Annotated in this window: 19 protein-coding genes, 1 other RNA gene and 1 pseudogene; 16 read left to right on the top strand and 5 right to left on the bottom strand. The window is 66.2% G+C overall.

Features of this window, described 5'->3' with window-relative positions:
- Positions 1-60: 60 nt before the first annotated feature.
- From BN60_RS14320 to tkt, 5 genes are read right to left on the bottom strand one after another with little or no spacing between them, the layout of a single operon-like run.
- Positions 61-984 carry an allantoinase PuuE gene (locus BN60_RS14320; protein ID WP_020696772.1) on the bottom strand — a complete coding sequence of 308 codons (924 nt, stop codon included), beginning with the start codon at positions 982-984 and terminating at the stop codon, positions 61-63.
- Complete coding sequence (locus BN60_RS14315) at positions 981-1,316, bottom strand: hypothetical protein (protein ID WP_020696771.1); 336 nt, start codon at positions 1,314-1,316, stop codon at positions 981-983. Before BN60_RS14315 ends, BN60_RS14320 begins: the two co-directional genes overlap by 4 nt.
- A 9-nt stretch (positions 1,317-1,325) precedes the next feature.
- The gene (locus BN60_RS14310) at positions 1,326-1,805 is read right to left on the bottom strand and encodes an ureidoglycolate lyase (protein WP_020696770.1); all 480 of its coding nucleotides are present in this window, start codon (positions 1,803-1,805) and stop codon (positions 1,326-1,328) included.
- Positions 1,806-1,820: 15 nt separating this feature from the next.
- The gene (gene gap / locus BN60_RS14305; RefSeq protein ID WP_020696769.1) at positions 1,821-2,825 is read right to left on the bottom strand and encodes a type I glyceraldehyde-3-phosphate dehydrogenase; all 1,005 of its coding nucleotides are present in this window, start codon (positions 2,823-2,825) and stop codon (positions 1,821-1,823) included.
- 11 nt (positions 2,826-2,836) lie between these two features.
- Positions 2,837-4,825, bottom strand: a complete 1,989-nt coding sequence (gene tkt / locus BN60_RS14300) for a transketolase (protein ID WP_020696768.1) — start codon at positions 4,823-4,825, stop codon at positions 2,837-2,839.
- Positions 4,826-5,041: 216 nt separating this feature from the next.
- On the opposite strand from tkt, the gene BN60_RS14295 reads away from it, so the two are divergent.
- The 16 genes and pseudogenes from BN60_RS14295 to BN60_RS30925 form a co-directional block, all read left to right on the top strand.
- Positions 5,042-5,275, top strand: coding sequence for a DUF4164 family protein (locus tag BN60_RS14295; protein WP_020696767.1), 234 nt, complete (start codon positions 5,042-5,044; stop codon positions 5,273-5,275).
- 107 nt (positions 5,276-5,382) lie between these two features.
- Entirely contained in the window at positions 5,383-5,718 is a 336-nt protein-coding gene (locus BN60_RS14290) for a cell division protein ZapA (protein ID WP_020696766.1), read from the top strand.
- A gap of 68 nt (positions 5,719-5,786) precedes the next feature.
- A non-coding RNA gene (gene ssrS, locus BN60_RS29685) (6S RNA) lies at positions 5,787-5,943 on the top strand.
- The gene (locus BN60_RS14285; RefSeq protein WP_148283426.1) at positions 5,933-6,541 is read left to right on the top strand and encodes a 5-formyltetrahydrofolate cyclo-ligase; all 609 of its coding nucleotides are present in this window, start codon (positions 5,933-5,935) and stop codon (positions 6,539-6,541) included. The genes ssrS and BN60_RS14285 overlap by 11 nt, the downstream gene beginning before the upstream one ends.
- A 3-nt stretch (positions 6,542-6,544) precedes the next feature.
- Positions 6,545-7,351 (top strand): TIGR00282 family metallophosphoesterase, encoded by an 807-nt coding sequence (locus tag BN60_RS14280; RefSeq protein ID WP_043283936.1) that lies wholly within the window; start codon positions 6,545-6,547, stop codon positions 7,349-7,351.
- A gap of 302 nt (positions 7,352-7,653) precedes the next feature.
- Positions 7,654-8,412 carry a YebC/PmpR family DNA-binding transcriptional regulator gene (locus BN60_RS14275; protein WP_020696763.1) on the top strand — a complete coding sequence of 253 codons (759 nt, stop codon included), beginning with the start codon at positions 7,654-7,656 and terminating at the stop codon, positions 8,410-8,412.
- 10 nt (positions 8,413-8,422) lie between these two features.
- Positions 8,423-8,926 (top strand): crossover junction endodeoxyribonuclease RuvC, encoded by a 504-nt coding sequence (gene ruvC / locus BN60_RS14270; protein WP_020696762.1) that lies wholly within the window; start codon positions 8,423-8,425, stop codon positions 8,924-8,926.
- Positions 8,923-9,537, top strand: a complete 615-nt coding sequence (gene ruvA / locus BN60_RS14265) for a Holliday junction branch migration protein RuvA (RefSeq protein WP_020696761.1) — start codon at positions 8,923-8,925, stop codon at positions 9,535-9,537. Before ruvC ends, ruvA begins: the two co-directional genes overlap by 4 nt.
- Positions 9,534-10,601 carry a Holliday junction branch migration DNA helicase RuvB gene (ruvB, locus tag BN60_RS14260; protein WP_020696760.1) on the top strand — a complete coding sequence of 356 codons (1,068 nt, stop codon included), beginning with the start codon at positions 9,534-9,536 and terminating at the stop codon, positions 10,599-10,601. Before ruvA ends, ruvB begins: the two co-directional genes overlap by 4 nt.
- 2 nt (positions 10,602-10,603) lie before the next feature.
- Positions 10,604-11,113: a tol-pal system-associated acyl-CoA thioesterase gene (gene ybgC, locus BN60_RS14255; protein ID WP_342626632.1), complete on the top strand. Its 510-nt coding sequence runs from the start codon at positions 10,604-10,606 to the stop codon at positions 11,111-11,113.
- 25 nt (positions 11,114-11,138) lie between these two features.
- The gene (gene tolQ, locus BN60_RS14250) at positions 11,139-11,873 is read left to right on the top strand and encodes a protein TolQ (RefSeq protein WP_020696758.1); all 735 of its coding nucleotides are present in this window, start codon (positions 11,139-11,141) and stop codon (positions 11,871-11,873) included.
- Positions 11,873-12,427, top strand: a complete 555-nt coding sequence (tolR, locus tag BN60_RS14245; protein ID WP_020696757.1) for a protein TolR — start codon at positions 11,873-11,875, stop codon at positions 12,425-12,427. Before tolQ ends, tolR begins: the two co-directional genes overlap by 1 nt.
- A 20-nt stretch (positions 12,428-12,447) precedes the next feature.
- Positions 12,448-13,401, top strand: coding sequence for a hypothetical protein (locus BN60_RS30930; RefSeq protein ID WP_020696756.1), 954 nt, complete (start codon positions 12,448-12,450; stop codon positions 13,399-13,401).
- A 46-nt stretch (positions 13,402-13,447) separates the two neighbouring features.
- Entirely contained in the window at positions 13,448-14,767 is a 1,320-nt protein-coding gene (gene tolB, locus BN60_RS14235) for a Tol-Pal system beta propeller repeat protein TolB (protein ID WP_043283933.1), read from the top strand.
- Between the two features lie 81 nt (positions 14,768-14,848).
- Positions 14,849-15,307: a peptidoglycan-associated lipoprotein Pal gene (gene pal, locus BN60_RS14230; protein WP_342626621.1), complete on the top strand. Its 459-nt coding sequence runs from the start codon at positions 14,849-14,851 to the stop codon at positions 15,305-15,307.
- 111 nt (positions 15,308-15,418) lie between these two features.
- Positions 15,419-15,682: pseudogene (locus BN60_RS30925) on the top strand (YbgF trimerization domain-containing protein); the annotation flags it as partial.

Genomic DNA, 15,682 nt, shown 5'->3' with positions numbered 1-15,682 from the left:
CCAGCTCCCAAGCGGTTCATTGCAACCGAAATCGACGGGGCCGGTGATAGCGGCGGTAGCCTATTCGTTCAAGCCCTTGCCGGAGTAGGGGTGTGTGGCAATCCAGTGTTTGGCAATGTCCAGACGGCCCGTGACCCAGACGCCCTGGTGCTTCTGGACATGGTCCAGGAACCGCCAGAGGCCCGCCATGCGGCCCGGATGGCCGATCAGGCGCTGGTGCAGGCCGACCGACATCATCTTGGGTGCGGTGGCGCCCTCGCGGTAAAGCACGTCGAAAGCGTCGCGGACCAGCCCGAACCATTGCTCGGCATGGACCATGCCGGCGGCATATTTGCCGTCGTTGTTGGTGAGCGAATAGGGCACCACCAGATGCGGCTTGCCCTCGACGGTCTGCCAGAAGGGCAGCTCCTCGCCGTAATAGTCCGAATCGTAGGTGAAGCCGCCTTCCTCGACCAGCAGGCGGCGGGTGTTCACACTGGGGCCATAGCGGCAGTACCAGCCGGCCGGCCGCTCGCCGACCGTCTTCTTCAGCGACGCGATCGCCTTCTGAATGTGCTCGCGCTCCTCTTCCTCGGAGAGTTGGAAGTGGCGCACCCAGCGCCAGCCGTGGCAGCAGACGTCCCAGCCCGCGGCGCGGATCGCCTGGGCAGCCTCTGGATTGCGCTCCAGGGCCAGCGCGCAGCCGAACACGGTGAGCGGCAGGCCGCGTTCGAGGAAGGCGCGCTGGATGCGCCAGAAGCCGACCCGGCTGCCGAACTCGAACATGCTCTCGCCCGCAAGGTCGCGTCCTTTGAGGCCGATGGAGGAGGTGCTCGATTCAGTGAGGCCGGTCTCGGTGTAGCCCTCGCCATCCTGCATCGAGGGCTCGGAACCTTCCTCGTAGTTCACGACGAAGTTCAGCGCGATCCGCGCGCCGCCCGGCCATTTGGGATCGGGTGGGTTGGCGCCATAGCCGATGAAGTCGCGGGTCGGTTGCCAGCTCATGACGGTCTCCTCACCAGTTCGGCGCCCATCTGACGGGCGATGTCGGCGACTTTTTCATTCCAGGTGCGCATCGAGATTCGCGTGACGCCGGCGCGCAGGCAGGCGAGCGCGTAGCCCGGCGCATCGCCGCAGTCGACGATCAGCGTGAAGGCGACATCGGGAAATTCCCGGCGCGCGCGCGCCTGCAACGCGCCGAGATAGCCCGCGCCGTAGCGCGACGCGGCATCCTCGGGCGTGATCAGCGTCGGTGTGGTGCCCGCAGCACGCGCCGCCAGCAACGCAGCTTCGGTCTGCCGCCAGTCCTGCACCACAACGATCTCGTCCGCCGCCATGGGCGCAGCTTAGAGGCCGGGGATGTCTACCGTGAAGGGGCTGACGGGAACGAATTCCTCGTCGGTCGCGGTTCCGTCGCGCCACATGAAGATCGCAAAGCGTGCCGGGCGATCGAGCACCGTGAGGCCGTGATGCCAGGTGTCGGCGCGATAGGTCACGCCCTGCGCGCCCGTGGCGACGAAGGCGCGGGCGGCGGCGCGGTCGGGGCCGACTTGCCTGGCGTGCGGCGCGACGACGATCAGCCAGCGGCTGACATCGAGCGGCACGAAGCTTTGCGAGGAGAATTCATGACGTTCCAGCAACTCTGCCTGCAAGGGCCGATCGGTCGTCGGCAGCTTGAAGCTCAGGGAGAGGCTGGGCTTCGCCTGAGGGCGAAGGTTGCCGAGCGCATCATCGTAGTAGAGGCGCCCGGCCTCGCTCGGGACGTCGAGGACGTCGCCGAAGGGTGCGAAGCCAAGCCGCGTCAGCGGCTCGGCTGTCAGCCGCAAGCTCAGAGCTTGCCCTTAGAGCTTGCCCATGGCGACGGCGGTGTCGGCCATGCGGTTCGAGAAGCCCCACTCGTTGTCGTACCAGCTCATCACGCGCACCAGCGTGCCGTCCATGACCTTGGTCTGGTCCATGTGGAAGGTCGAGGAGTGCGGATCGTGGTTGAAGTCGATCGAGACGTTGGGCTGGTCGGTCCAGCCCAGGATGCCCTTGAGCTGGTTGGCAGCGGCGAGCTTCACCGCCTTGTTGATCTCGTCCTTGTCGGTCTTGCGCTTGGCGACGAACTTGAAGTCGATGACCGAGACGTTGGGCGTCGGCACGCGGATCGACACGCCGTCGAGCTTGCCGTTCAGCTCCGGCAGCACGAGGCCGACGGCCTTGGCTGCACCCGTCGAGGTCGGGATCATCGACATCGCCGCCGCGCGGGCGCGGTAGAGATCCTTGTGCATCGTGTCGAGCGTCGGCTGGTCGCCGGTGTAGGCGTGGATCGTCGTCATGAAGCCATGGTCGATGCCGACCGCGTCGTTCAACACCTTGGCTACCGGCGCCAGGCAGTTGGTCGTGCACGAGGCGTTGGAGACGATGATATGGTCCTTGGTGAGCTTGTCGTGGTTCACGCCATAGACCACCGTGAGATCGGCGCCATCGGCCGGGGCCGAGACCAGCACGCGCTTGGCGCCGGCTTCGACATGGGCCGAAGCCGCCTTCTTCGAGGTGAAGAAGCCCGTGCACTCGAGCGCGATGTCGACGCCCAGCGCCTTGTGCGGCAGCTTGGAAGGATCGCGCTCGGCCGTAACCTTGATCTTGCCGCGGCCCACGTCGATCGTGTCGCCGTCGACCTTCACGTCGCCGTTGAAGCGGCCGTGCACGGAGTCGAAGCGGAAGAGGTGGGCGTTGGTCTCGACCGGGCCGAGATCGTTGATGGCCACGACTTCGATGTCCTTGCGGCCCGATTCCATGATGGCGCGCATGACATTGCGGCCGATGCGGCCGAAGCCGTTGATTGCAACCCGAACAGCCATTGGTCCCTCCGTTATTGTGTCAGCCGCCGCGCTGCCGCGGCGATCGCCTCGGCAGTAATGCCGAAATGCTTGTAGAGATCGGAGGCCTTGGCCGATGCGCCAAAGCCCTTCATGCCGACGAACGCCCCCTTGGCGCCGAGCCAGCGTTCCCAGCCGAAGCCAGCCGCCGCTTCGCAGGCGACGCGCACCGTGTCGTCGCCGCCCAAGACTTCCCGGCGATAAGTATCGTCCTGAGCCTCGAACAGTTCCCACGAGGGCATCGAGACGACAGCGGCCGTCAGTCCTTCCGCGGCCAGAAGGTCGCGCGCGCCTAGCGCAAGCTGTACTTCCGAGCCCGACGCGATCAGCCGGATCGGCGCCGAAGCGTCGCCTGCCAGGATGTACGCACCCCGCGCGCAGCGGTTGCCGTCGCCGGCATCGCGCACCGTCGGCAGGTTCTGCCGGGTCAGTGCGATGATGCTGGGCGTCTTCTTGGCCTCGAGCGCGATCTGCCAGCATTCCGCCGTCTCGATGGCGTCGGCCGGGCGCATCACGTTCAGGTTGGGAATGGCGCGCAGCGCCGCCAGATGCTCGACCGGCTGGTGTGTCGGACCGTCTTCGCCCAGGCCGATCGAGTCATGGGTCATCACGTAGATGACGCGAATGCCCATCAGAGCGGAAAGGCGGATCGAGGGCCGGCAATAGTCGGTGAACACCATGAAGGTGCCGCCATAGGGAATGACGCCGCCATGCAGCGCCATGCCGTTCATGGCCGCGGCCATCGCATGCTCGCGGATGCCGTAATAGACGTAGCGGCCGGCCGGATCGGCTTTGGTGGCGGGCTTGAGGGTCGCGGTCTTGGTGTTGTTCGAGCCGGTCAGGTCGGCCGAGCCGCCGATCGTGTCGGGCAGCACCGGGTTGATGACCTCGAGCACTTCCTGGCTCGACTTGCGCGTGGCCCAGGCGGGCTTGTCGGCAGCGACCTTGGTCTTGAAGGCGTCAATTGCCTCGCCGACGGCGGCGGGGATGTCGCCCTTCATGCGGCGGTCGAACTCGGCGCGGTCCTCCGCCGGCATGTCGGCATGGCGCTTGGTCCACTTGCGACGGGCCGTCTTGCCGCGTGCGCCGACCTTGCGCCAGGCGCTGAACACCGCCTCGGGAATGTCGAACGGAGCGTGGCTCCAGCCGAGCTTCTCGCGGGCGCCGGCGATCTCGTCCTTGCCGAGCGGCGAGCCGTGCGTGGCGGCGGTGCCGGCCTTGGTGGGCGCGCCATAGCCGATCACCGTCTTGCAGGCGATCAGCGAGGGCTTGTCGGTGACGTTACGCGCCTTGCGGATGGCGCGCGTGACGGCTTCGGCATCGTGGCCGTCGACCGACAGCACATGCCAGCCGGCGGCGGCGAAGCGCTTCTTGTGATCTTCCGAGGTCGAGAGGGAGGTCGGCCCGTCGATCGAGATGCCGTTGTCGTCAAACAGCACGATCAGGCGGCCGAGGCCGAGATGGCCGGCCAGCGTGATCGCTTCCTGGCCGATGCCTTCCATCAGGCAGCCGTCGCCGGCAATCACGTAGGTGAAGTGATCGACCAGGTCGCGGCCGAAGCGCGCTTCGAGCAGCCGCTCGGCCAGGGCAAAGCCCACCGAGTTGCCGAGGCCCTGGCCGAGCGGACCCGTGGTCGTCTCGATGCCGCTGGCATGGCCGTACTCCGGATGGCCGGCGGTGCGGCTGCCGAGCTGGCGAAACTTCTTCAGCTCGTCGAGCGTCATGTCGGCGTAGCCGGTGAGATACAGCAGCGAGTAGAGCAGCATCGAGCCGTGGCCGGCCGAAAGGATGAAGCGATCGCGATCGGGCCAGTTGGGTTCCGACGCATCGAACTTCAGGAACTTGGTGAACAGCACCGTCGCTACATCGGCCATGCCCATCGGCATGCCGGGATGTCCCGAGTCGGCCTGCTGCACGGCGTCCATGGACAGGGCCCTGATGGCATTCGCCATGTCGCGCGAGGCGGCGGTCTGTTCGGTCATTTTGTCCTTAATTGCGTAGGCCTTTTGGGATGGCGCGCAACATGCCGACCACCCCATGGCGCGTCAATGCGCAAAACCGGCTGCGAAACCAACATATTGCGGGAGATTAAGGCCAACTGGGCCAAGATGTTGACCGCTAACAGGCGCACCACTTATCCTTGAACGATGGAGCAGATGCAGCCGGGCGAATCACTGCCACCCGCTGGCGGGAGAGAGATGTCCAGGACAGCGAGCGCGCGGGACCGTGTCGATGACGCGTTGAGCCGCCTCGAGTCGATGGTCGACGAGCGGCTGCGCGTCGAACGCGTGCGCGCTGACGAACTCGCGCAGCGTTTGGACAAGGTCGAGCGTCAGCATGAAGAGCTGAAGAAGGTCGCGCTCGAAGTCGAAGCCCGTCTCGAACGCGCAATGGAATACATCCGCTCGCTGCTCGCAGCCGACCAGCAGTAACGATCCCCTGCTAACCCCATATGTAGGGGTGCTTTGCCGAACGCGACGTGGCAAAGTGCGTGTCCCCTCAGACGCCGAATACGGCGCAAAAACAGGAGACGCGGAAAATGCCGCTGGTTTCGATCCAGATCGCCAGTCGTACCTATGAGCTCGCCTGTGGTGAAGGCGAAGAAGCGCGCGTCCAGGAACTGGCCGCCTATGTTGACGAGAAGGTGTGCGAGCTTCGCTTGCAGCTGCCGCCCGGTGCTCCCGAGGTGAAGCTGCTGGTGTTCGCCGCGCTGATGCTCGCGGACGAGAGCCGCGAAGCGCGCGGCATCGCCAAAGCCGCCGAAAGCGCGCGCGCCACGGCGACCGACAGCGCCGAGACGCTTGCCACCGCACTCGAAGATCTGATCACAGCGCGCGTCGACAAGATGCAGAAGAAGGTCAGCGGCGCGGCCTGATCGGCCACCTGTGTTGCAGGTGCGTACATTGCGGCAGCCGCCCCGAATGCCTAAGTTAGAGATGGGGCGGATTTCTGCGCGGTGCGTGGTTCGCTTAAAACCCCGGGGCCAATAAGAACTCCTGGGAGTTGTTCCTGGCCTTGACCGTGGTCTTGGCTACACGACGCCCACCTGCTTTTGCAGGCCTTGGAGGTTCTACGAGCCACGGCCCATCGTGGAGCCGCCCCACCTTGCTTTCCTCCACCGCATGACCCTTAACGACGCCAAGCGGACCCTGCGCGCGGCCATGCTGGCCTGGCGGCGCGGCCTCGACGACGAAGCGCGCCGTGCTGCAGCGCAGGGGGTGATCGCGACGCTGCGCGCCGAGAAGCCCTTCGAGATACCATCGACCGTTTCGGGCTTCTGGCCGATCAAGGACGAGATCGACCTCCGGCCGCTGATGACGGAGCTGCACGCCGAGGGCTGCACGCTTGCGCTGCCTGTCGTGCAGGGGCGGGGGCAGCGTCTGCTGTTTCGCGTCTGGCGGCCGGGCGATGCCCTCGAAGCGGGCGTGTTCGGCACGGTCCAGCCATTGTCAAGATGCGAGGCCGTCGAGCCCGATGCCCTTCTGGTGCCGCTGCTGGCCTGCGATCGCGAAGGCTGGCGCCTGGGTTATGGCGGCGGCTTCTACGATCGCACGATCGAGGAACTGCGCCGAAAGCAGCCGGTCACGGCCATCGGCGTGGGGTTCGACGGGCAGCTCCTGCCCGAAGTACCGCACGGGCCGGACGACCAGCGACTCGATTGGCTGTTGACCGACCGGCGTGCTTCGGCGTTTGTCTAGGTCATGAAAGTCATGTTTTGCGGCGATGTTGTCGGTCGGGCCGGCCGCGATGTCGTTCTTAAGGAAGTGCCGCGGCTGCGGCGCGAACTGGGCCTCGATTTTGTCGTCGTCAATGGCGAGAACGCGGCGGCAGGTTTCGGCATTACCGCCAAGATCTGCGCCGAGATGCACGAAGTTGGCGTCGACTGCATTACCACCGGCAATCACGCCTGGGACCAGCGCGAGATCATTCCGTATATCGCGCAGGACAAGCGCCTGCTGCGCCCGATCAACTTCCCGCCCGGCACGCCGGGCTGGGGCGCCAACCTGTTCCAGACGCTGCGCGGCCAGAAGGTCGTCGTCGTAAACGTGATGTGCCGGCTGTTCATGGACGCGCTCGACGATCCGTTCCGCGCCGTCGAGGCGGAGCTTGCGAAGTACTCGCTGGGCAGCACCGCACACTTCATCCTGGTCGACGTCCACGGCGAAGCGACCAGCGAGAAGCAATCGATCGGTCACTATTGCGACGGACGGGCCTCGGCGGTGCTGGGCACTCACAGTCATGTCCCGACGGCCGACGGCTGGATATTGCCTGGCGGCACGGCCTACCAGACCGACGTCGGCATGTGCGGTGACTACGACAGCGTCATCGGCATGAAGAAGGAGATCGCCATCCAGCGGTTCATCCGGAAGATGCCGGGCGAAAGGCTGGCGCCGGCCGAAGGCGAAGGCACTTTATGCGCAGCGGTCGTCGAAACCGACGACCGGACCGGGCGGGCTAAATCCATACGGCCGATACGGTTGGGAGGGCGGCTGGCTCCCACCATGTAGCCTGCAGCATCTTGTATCTCACAGATGTCGCATATAGCTATTAGAGGTGTCTTGAAGACGGTCATTGACGGCCTGGGGAAAAACCGGCATCCTTTTGATGTTAAACGGTTTTTCGCCAGTACGGCGAACTGTCTTCAAGGTTAGAGGGGGCGTCGGAATCTAGGTTCCGACGTTTTTTAGCGGGGGCTTCGGCCCCCGCCTTTTTTTGCCCGGAAGCCCTCTAATTCGGTCCCGAGCCTGCCAAAACCCACGAGAAGTGGTATAGCCGGCCCTTCATTCTCACTTAATCTGGTTGTCGGGCGATGGCTGGCCATTCCCAATTCAAGAACATCATGCACCGCAAGGGTCGTCAGGACGCCGTGCGGGCCAAGATCTTTACCAAGCTGATCCGAGAGATCACGACCGCCGCCCGTCTGGGCGCAGCCGACCCGGCGTCCAATCCGCGCCTGCGCGCGGCGATGATCGCGGCGCGCGAAGCCAACATGACGCGCGATACGATCGACCGGGCAATCAAGCGCGGCTCGGGCTCGGATGCAGACGCGAACTACGACGAGGTGCGCTACGAGGGCTACGGTCCGGCGGGCGTCGCATTGATCGTCGAGGCGCTGACCAACAACCGCAACCGAACCGCCGGCGAAGTGCGGTCGATCTTCTCCAAGCATGGCGGCAATCTGGGCGAGTCCAACAGCGTCTCGTTCATGTTCGACCGGCTGGGCGAGTTTCGTTTCCCGCTGTCGGCCGGCTCGGCCGACGAGGTGCTGGAAAAGGCGATCGACGCCGGCGCCGACGACGTGGTGAGCGGCGAGGGCGAGGGGGCGGTCCACGAGATCTACTGCGCCCAGGAGAGTTTCAGTTCGGTGCGCGAGGCGCTGGAGAAGTCGCTCGGCCAGCCGACGGTCGCCAAGCTGACGTGGCGGCCCAAGACGGGCGCCCCGATCGAGGGCGACACAGTGCAGACCCTGCTCGACCTGATCGCGGCACTCGAAGACAACGACGACGTCCAGAACGTCTACGCCAATTTCGAGGTGTCGGACGACGCTCTGGCCAAGTTCGCGGCCTGAGCCGGGCGGGATGAGACTGATCGGCCTCGATCCAGGGCTGCGGCTGACCGGCTGGGGGGTGATCGATGTCGATGGCAACAGGCTGCGCCACGTGGCCCATGGCGTCATCAAGGTGGCGACGACGGGTAGCCTGGCGGAGCGGCTGAATGAACTGTTCGGCGGCATCGTTGCTGTCGTCGAGGCGCAGCGGCCGGTCGAGGCTGCGGTCGAGGAGACCTTCGTGAACGTCAATCCGGGTTCGACCCTGAAGCTCGGCCAGGCGCGCGGCGTGGTGCTGCTGGCGCCGGCGCGGGCGGGTCTGCCGGTGTACGAATACGCGGCGAATCTCGTGAAGAAGTCGGTGGTGGGCGCAGGCCATGCCGACAAGCGCCAGATCGCCATGATGGTGGGCCGTCTTCTGCCGGGCGTCGAAGCCAGTGCCGATGCCGCCGATGCGCTCGCCGTTGCGATCTGCCACGCCCATCACCGTGCCCACCGTCAACTGGCCGCCCGACACGTCGAGGCCGTGCAGTGATCGCCAAGCTGAAGGGCCTGGTCGACTCGGTCGATACCGACAGCGCCGTCATCGATGTCGGCGGCGTCGGCTATCTCGTCTCCGCCTCTGCGCGCACCTTGCGCGATCTCGCCGTCGGCGGGCCGGCGACGATGCTGGTCGAGACCATCGTGCGCGAGGATGCGATTGCGCTCTACGGCTTCCTCGAGACGGCGGAGCGCGACTGGTTCCGCATCCTGACGACGGTGCAGGGTGTGGGCGCAAGGGTGGCGCTTTCGATCCTCTCGACTTTGGCCCCCGCCGAGATCGCGCGGGCGATTGCCGCCCAGGATCGCGCCACGCTCAGCCGTCCGGCCGGCGTGGGCCCGAAGCTCGCCGCGCGCCTCGCGACCGAGCTGAAGGACAAGGCGGCCGCCTTCGGCGTGGCGCCCGCTGCGGCGATGCCAGCCAACGCCAACAGCCCGGCAGCGACGGGCGGTTCGATCAACGAGGATGCCGTCTCGGCGCTGGTCAATCTCGGCTACAAGCGGGTCGAGGCGTTTGGGGCCGTGGCGCGCGCGACCCAGCGGCTGGGGGCTGAAGCCCAGCTCGACGCCGTGATCCGCGCCGGCCTGCAGGAGCTTGCGCGATGAATGCCCAATTGGGACAGGGGCCGGAGCGGCTCGTCGCGCCCAAGCGTACGGAAGAGGATGTCGCCGAGCTGGCGCTGCGGCCGCAGACCCTCGACGATTTCATCGGCCAGAAGCAGGTTCGCGAGAACCTCAAGATCTTCATCGCGGCGGCCAAGTCGCGCGGCGAGGCGCTGGATCACGTGCTGTTCCACGGGCCGCCCGGCCTCGGCAAGACGACGCTGGCGCAGATCGTGGCGCGCGAGATGGGCGTGGGTTTCCGCGCGACCTCGGGGCCGGTGATCCAGAAGGCCGGCGATCTCGCCGCCCAGCTCACCAACCTGCAGCCGCACGATGTGCTCTTCATCGACGAGATCCACCGTCTCAATCCTGCAATCGAAGAGGTCCTCTATCCGGCGATGGAGGATTTCCAGCTCGACCTTATGATCGGCGAGGGGCCGGCCGCGCGCTCCGTGCGCATCGAGCTGCCGCCCTTCACGCTGGTCGGCGCCACCACGCGCTCGGGCCTGATGACGCGGCCGCTGCGCGAGCGCTTCGGCATTCCGCTGCGCATGGTCTTCTACGAACCGGCCGAGCTGGAGACGATCGTCCAGCGCGCCGCGCGCGTGCTCAAGATGCAGATGGCCAAGGATGGCGGGGCCGAGATCGCCAAGCGCTCGCGGGGCACGCCGCGAGTCGCCAACCGCCTGCTGCGCCGCGTACGCGACTTCGCGTCGGTCGGCGGCAACGCCACGGTCGATGCCAAGGTAGCCGATGCGGCACTGACCCGGCTCGAAATCGACGGCCGCGGCCTCGATGCCCAGGACCGGCGCTATCTCGCCTGCATCGCCGACAATTACGGCGGCGGCCCGGTCGGTGCGGAGACGCTGGCGGCAGCGCTCGCCGAGCAGCGCGACGTCATCGAGGATGTCATCGAGCCCTATCTGATGCAGCTCGGCCTGTTGATGCGCACCCCGCGCGGGCGGCTGCTCTCCGAAGGCGGCTACCGTCACCTCGGAATCGCGATGCCGAAGGCGCAGAAGCAGCAGCTCGACCTGCTCGCGGGCAATGCGGCGGAGGAGGGGTGAACATGCCGCTCCCCGGGCCCACCTCAATGCCGACTTCTGGCCGGATCGACCACGGCGTGCACGTTCTGCCGCTGCGCGTCTATTACGAAGACACCGATGCCGCAGGCATCGTCTACTACGCCAACTGGCTGCGCTTCCTCGAACGCGGCCGCACCGAGCTGCTGCGGCTGCTCGGCCAGGAACATTCGGCGTTGCGCGATGAACGCGGAATCAATTGGGTCGTGCGCCGTTGCGCCATCGACTACCTGAAGCCCGCCCGCCTGGACGATACGGTCGAGATCGTCACGAGCTGCGGCGAATTGCGCGGCGCTTCGCTGGATATGCTCCAGCATGCGCGCCGCGGTGAAGAAACCCTGGTCCGCGCCGAACTTGTCGTTGCCTGCATGGGTGACGGCGGTCGGCCGGTCCGATTGCCGCCGCACGTGCGGACTGCTCTGGCCCAGGTCGCTGTGAGCGGGAAGCCGCTGGGGTCTCCCAGCGGCTCGCCCCGCTCGCGCCATATTCGGATATAACCCTTGGACAAACGGAGAAACTAAAATGGACGCGTTTGCGCAGGTCGCCGGTGCCCCCCTCGGCGGCGGCACAGGGTCGATCGACATGTCCGTGTACGGCCTGTTCATGCAGGCCGACTGGGTCGTCAAGGCGATCATGATCCTGCTCCTGCTGGCTTCATTCTGGTCGTGGGCGATCATCTTCGAGAAGGTGCTGCGGTTGCGCTCGCTGAAGCGCAGCGCCCAGGCCTTCGAGGATACGTTCTGGTCGGGCGTGTCGCTGGAGGATCTCTACGATCGCGTCGGCGGCAAGCCGGACGATCCCATGTCGAGCATCTTCTCGGCCGCGATGCGCGAATGGCGGCGTTCGGTTTCCAAGGGCCTGGCGGCGAGCGCCACGGCGCGCGCGGCACTCCGTCAGCGCATCGAACAGGTGATGAGCGTCACCATCCAGCGCGAGATGGAGGCGATCGAAAAGCGTTTGGGCTTCCTGGCGACGGTCGGTGCCAACGCCACCTTCGTCGGTCTGTTCGGCACTGTGTGGGGCATCATGAACAGCTTCAGCCATATCGCCCAGTCGAAGAACACCTCGCTCGCGGTCGTGGCGCCCGGCATCTCCGAAGCGTTGTTCGCCACCGCCATCGGCCTGGTCGCCGCCATCCCGGCGGCCGGCGCCTACAACATCCTGTCGGGCCAGGTCTCGCGCTACGCTCAGCAGCTCGAAGCCTTCGCCGGTGAGTTCATCACGATCCTGTCCCGCCAGCTCGAGGAACAGGTCTGATGGCGGGCATCATTCCGGCGGCCGGCTCGGGATCGTCCGGCGGCAGGTTCCGGCGACGGAGCTACACCCCGATCGCCGACATCAACGTGACGCCGCTGGTCGACGTCATGCTGGTGTTGCTGATCATCTTCATGATCACCGCGCCGCTGCTGCAGGTCGGCGTGCCGGTCGACCTGCCCAAGACCAGCGCCCAGCAGGTCGGCGGCAAGGACGAGCCGCTGGTGGTCTCGGTGAATGCGCAGGGCGAGGTCTTCCTCGGCGAGACGAAGTACGACATCGCCGAACTCGGCGCCAAGCTGAAGGCGGTGCACGAGGAGAAGCCCGACCAGCGCGTGTTCATGCGCGGCGACAAGGCGGTCGACTACGGCAAGATGATGGAAGTCATGGGCGTGGTGATCGAGAGCGGCTTCCGCCAGCTCGGCCTGCTCGGCGAGCAGGCACAGGCGCTCGGCAAGGGCATGGGAACGGTGAGCCCTGCCCCCGCCCAGCAGCCGGCGCCCGCCGCGCCGCGCGGACAATCGGCACCGACGCCTGCGCCGACGCCGCGGCGCTGATCGAGGAGACGCAGCGCGCGATGTTCGACCGTCACCCCTCCAGCCTGGAGATGCGCACACCGGCCATCGTGTCGGCGATGGTGCATGTCTTCGTGCTGGGGGCGGCGATCCTAAATCTCGACTTCTTCGGCAAGCCGCCGCCGATGGAGCCCGAGCCGGTGATGGTCGAGTTCGAGGCGATCGACAAGAAGGCGGCGGCGCCGACCTTGGGCAACCCGCCGCCGCAGCCCAAGGACGCGCCGATCGCCCAGGAAACCACCAAGGCGCCGCCGCCCAAGACGGCCGATCCGCCGCCGGCGCCGCCGGTGCCCAAGCCCGAAGTGGCGGAGGCCAAGCCGCAGCCGCCAAAGCCGGAGGAAAAGCCCAAGACCGAAGCCGCCAAGCCGGTCGAGGACGCCGTGGCGCTGAAGCCCAAGCAGCCGGAGCCGCCCAAGGTCGAGGAGAAGAAGCCGCCCGAGCCGCCGAAGCCTGCCGAGGTGAAGAAGCCCGAGCCGCCGAAGCCGCCGCCGCCCAAGCCGCAACCTCCGAAGCCCGACCGCGTTGATGCACTCCTGGATGACATCCTGAAGAACAAGCAGTCGAACCAGAAGGTGCAGACGCCCGAGCAGCAGCCCAAGCCTGTGCAGCAGATCACGCGCCAGGCACCCGCCGCGCCTCAGCTCGCCTCCGTCGTTACGGCGAGCGAGATCGAAGGCGTGCGTCAAAAGATCAGACCGTGCTGGAACACGCAGGGCGGCGCGCGCGATCAGGGCATGATCATAACACTGGTCGTCGACATGAATCAGAACGGCACGCCGGTGCAGGCCGTGGTGCGCGATACGGGACGCTACGGCAGCGATCCGGTCTTCCGCGCCGCCGCCGACGCCGCGCATCGCGCGATCATGAATCCCCGCTGCCAGCCCTGGCCGTTGTCACCAGAAAAATTCTCGAGCTGGAAGACGATTACTTTCAACTTCGATCCGCGCGACTATTAGAGCCCCTCACGCTATACAAACCACGCCCAAGAAGACGAGGTTCGATATGAAGCTTCCCCGACGATTGACCATGATGGGTGGCGTTGCGCTTGCAGCCGGAGCCGCAATGCCGGCGCGCGCGCAGCTCACGATCGACATGACGCGGCCCTCTTTCGAGCCGGTGCCGATCGCCATCGTCGATTTCAAGGGTGATTCGGTCGGCGCACAGATGGCCGGCGTCATCCGCAACGACCTTCAGAACTCCGGCCTGTTCCGCGTGATCCCGCAAGGCTCCTACATTCAGCAGAATGTCGACGCCACGTCGCCGCCGCAGTTCCCGAGCTGGCGCCAGATCGGCGCCGCCGGTCTCGTGGTCGGCCAGGTCGTGCAGTCCGGCGGCAACATCAAGGTCGACTTCCGCCTGTGGGACGTCGTGGTCGGCCAGCAGGCGACCGGACTTTCCTTCACCAGCCAGCCCAGCAACTGGCGGCGTCTCGCCCACATCATCGCCGACGCGATCTACAAGCGCGTGACGGGCGAGGAGGGCTACTTCGACACGCGCGTGGCCTATGTCTCGGAGTCCGGCCCGGGCAACAACCGCACCAAGCGCATCGCCATCATGGACCAGGACGGCGCCAACAACCGCTACATCACCGATGGCCGTACCATTGCGCTGACGCCGCGTTTCTCGCCGACCCTGCAGGAAATCGTCTACATGGCGTACGGCGAGAACAACACGCCGCCGCGCGTCTACCTGCAGAACGTCGATTCGGGCCGCCGCGAACTCCTCGGCAACTTCCCCGGCATGAGCTTCGCGCCGCGCTTCTCGCCCGACGGCACCAAGGTCGTGATGAGCATCTCGGCCGACGGCAACAGCGACCTCTACGAGATGGACGTGCGCGGCCGCCAGCTCCGGCGCCTGACCAACACGCCGGCCATCGACACCTCGCCGTGCTTCTCCAACGACGGCTCGCAGATCGTCTTCAACTCCGATCGCGGCGGCGCGCAGCAGCTCTACGTCATGAGCTCGGGCGGCGGCGGCGAACGGCGCATCAGCTTCGGCGAGGGCCGCTATGCCACGCCGGTCTGGTCGCCGCGCGGCGACTTCATCGCCTTCACCAAGATCTCCTCCGGTGGCTTCGGCATCGGCGTGATGCGGCCCGACGGCAGCGGCGAGCGCATGCTGGCCAGCGGCTTCCTCGTCGAAGGTCCGACCTGGGCGCCGAACGGCCGGGTGATCATGTTCTTCCGCGGACAGCCGAGCGGTGGAGGCCGGGCGGGCGCAGTTACCCTGCATCAGGTCGACATCACGGGCCGCTTTGAACGTCAGGTGCCGACGCCGACCGATGCCTCGGATCCGGCCTGGTCGCCCTTGATTCCGCAATAGCGGAATATATGATCTTTTTTGTCGACCCGAGCGTACCTGGCGCCCGGGTCGATTTTGTCAGGGAGTGGATCGAATATGCGCATGATCAAGGCTTGGATGGCCATGGCAGCGATGGTTGTCATCGCGGCCTGCAGCAGCAACACCAATGACCAGCAGGCGTCAGCCGCGACCACGTCCGTAGCTCCGGGTTCGGTCGGCGACTTCCGCCAGAATGTCGGCGATCGCGTGTTCTTCGATACCGACATGTCGACCATCAACGCTGAGGGTCGGCAGACGCTCAACCGCCAGGCCGAGTGGCTGAAGAAGTACGGCAACTATCAGGTCACCATCGAAGGTCATTGCGACGAGCGCGGCACGCGCGAGTACAACCTGGCCCTCGGCGAGCGGCGCGCCAACGCGGCGCGGCAGTACCTGATTGCCCAGGGTGTCCCGGCCGCGCGCCTGAAGACCATCAGCTACGGCAAGGAGCGCCCCGATCCGGTCGGCTCCGACGAAGCCGCCTGGGCCCGCAACCGCCGCGCCGTCAGCGCGCTGCAGTAAGGGCTACCAGCCTTTTGCACAGACGCCGGTCGCTCACGACCGGCGTTTTCGTTTGGAGGCAAGGTGGCCATGCCTGAAAATGGCCGCGTTTGGTGTGAAACTACCGCTGCCATGAAAATCATTCCGTCGCGCCTCGTGCTTCTGTCTGCCCTCGTTCTCGCCCTGCCCACGGCCGCCGCCGCTCAGCGCGGCGATTCCGTCTATGTCGAGGACAGGCTCAATCAGCTCCAGCAAACGCTCACCATGATGACCGGGCAGATCGAGCAGCTTCAGCATCGCAATGCCCAGCTGCAGCAGCAGATGGAGAAGATGCAGACCGACTACGAGTACCGCATCGAGCAGCTCGAGAAGGGCGGCGGCGGTGCTGCCGGCCGT

Source organism: Reyranella massiliensis 521 (assembly GCF_000312425.1).
GTDB lineage: Bacteria > Pseudomonadota > Alphaproteobacteria > Reyranellales > Reyranellaceae > Reyranella > Reyranella massiliensis.
The sequence above is the reverse complement of the archived record's forward strand: the minus strand, read 5'-3'. Positions and strand labels throughout refer to the sequence as shown.

Excerpts from the sequence above, each read along its gene's own strand:
- tolB (WP_043283933.1), top strand. The coding sequence starts at position 13,448 with ATGAAGCTTCCCCGACGATTGACCATGATGGGTGGCGTTGCGCTTGCA.
- BN60_RS14275 (WP_020696763.1), top strand. The coding sequence starts at position 7,654 with ATGGCTGGCCATTCCCAATTCAAGAACATCATGCACCGCAAGGGTCGT.
- BN60_RS14280 (WP_043283936.1), top strand. The coding sequence starts at position 6,545 with ATGAAAGTCATGTTTTGCGGCGATGTTGTCGGTCGGGCCGGCCGCGAT.
- BN60_RS30930 (WP_020696756.1), top strand. The coding sequence starts at position 12,448 with ATGTTCGACCGTCACCCCTCCAGCCTGGAGATGCGCACACCGGCCATC.
- gap (WP_020696769.1), bottom strand. The coding sequence starts at position 2,825 with ATGGCTGTTCGGGTTGCAATCAACGGCTTCGGCCGCATCGGCCGCAAT.
- ruvB (WP_020696760.1), top strand. The coding sequence starts at position 9,534 with ATGAATGCCCAATTGGGACAGGGGCCGGAGCGGCTCGTCGCGCCCAAG.
- ybgC (WP_342626632.1), top strand. The coding sequence starts at position 10,604 with ATGCCGCTCCCCGGGCCCACCTCAATGCCGACTTCTGGCCGGATCGAC.
- tolQ (WP_020696758.1), top strand. The coding sequence starts at position 11,139 with ATGGACGCGTTTGCGCAGGTCGCCGGTGCCCCCCTCGGCGGCGGCACA.
- ruvC (WP_020696762.1), top strand. The coding sequence starts at position 8,423 with ATGAGACTGATCGGCCTCGATCCAGGGCTGCGGCTGACCGGCTGGGGG.
- tkt (WP_020696768.1), bottom strand. The coding sequence starts at position 4,825 with ATGACCGAACAGACCGCCGCCTCGCGCGACATGGCGAATGCCATCAGG.
- BN60_RS14320 (WP_020696772.1), bottom strand. The coding sequence starts at position 984 with ATGAGCTGGCAACCGACCCGCGACTTCATCGGCTATGGCGCCAACCCA.
- BN60_RS14290 (WP_020696766.1), top strand. The coding sequence starts at position 5,383 with ATGCCGCTGGTTTCGATCCAGATCGCCAGTCGTACCTATGAGCTCGCC.
- tolR (WP_020696757.1), top strand. The coding sequence starts at position 11,873 with ATGGCGGGCATCATTCCGGCGGCCGGCTCGGGATCGTCCGGCGGCAGG.
- BN60_RS14295 (WP_020696767.1), top strand. The coding sequence starts at position 5,042 with ATGTCCAGGACAGCGAGCGCGCGGGACCGTGTCGATGACGCGTTGAGC.
- pal (WP_342626621.1), top strand. The coding sequence starts at position 14,849 with ATGATCAAGGCTTGGATGGCCATGGCAGCGATGGTTGTCATCGCGGCC.
- BN60_RS14315 (WP_020696771.1), bottom strand. The coding sequence starts at position 1,316 with ATGGCGGCGGACGAGATCGTTGTGGTGCAGGACTGGCGGCAGACCGAA.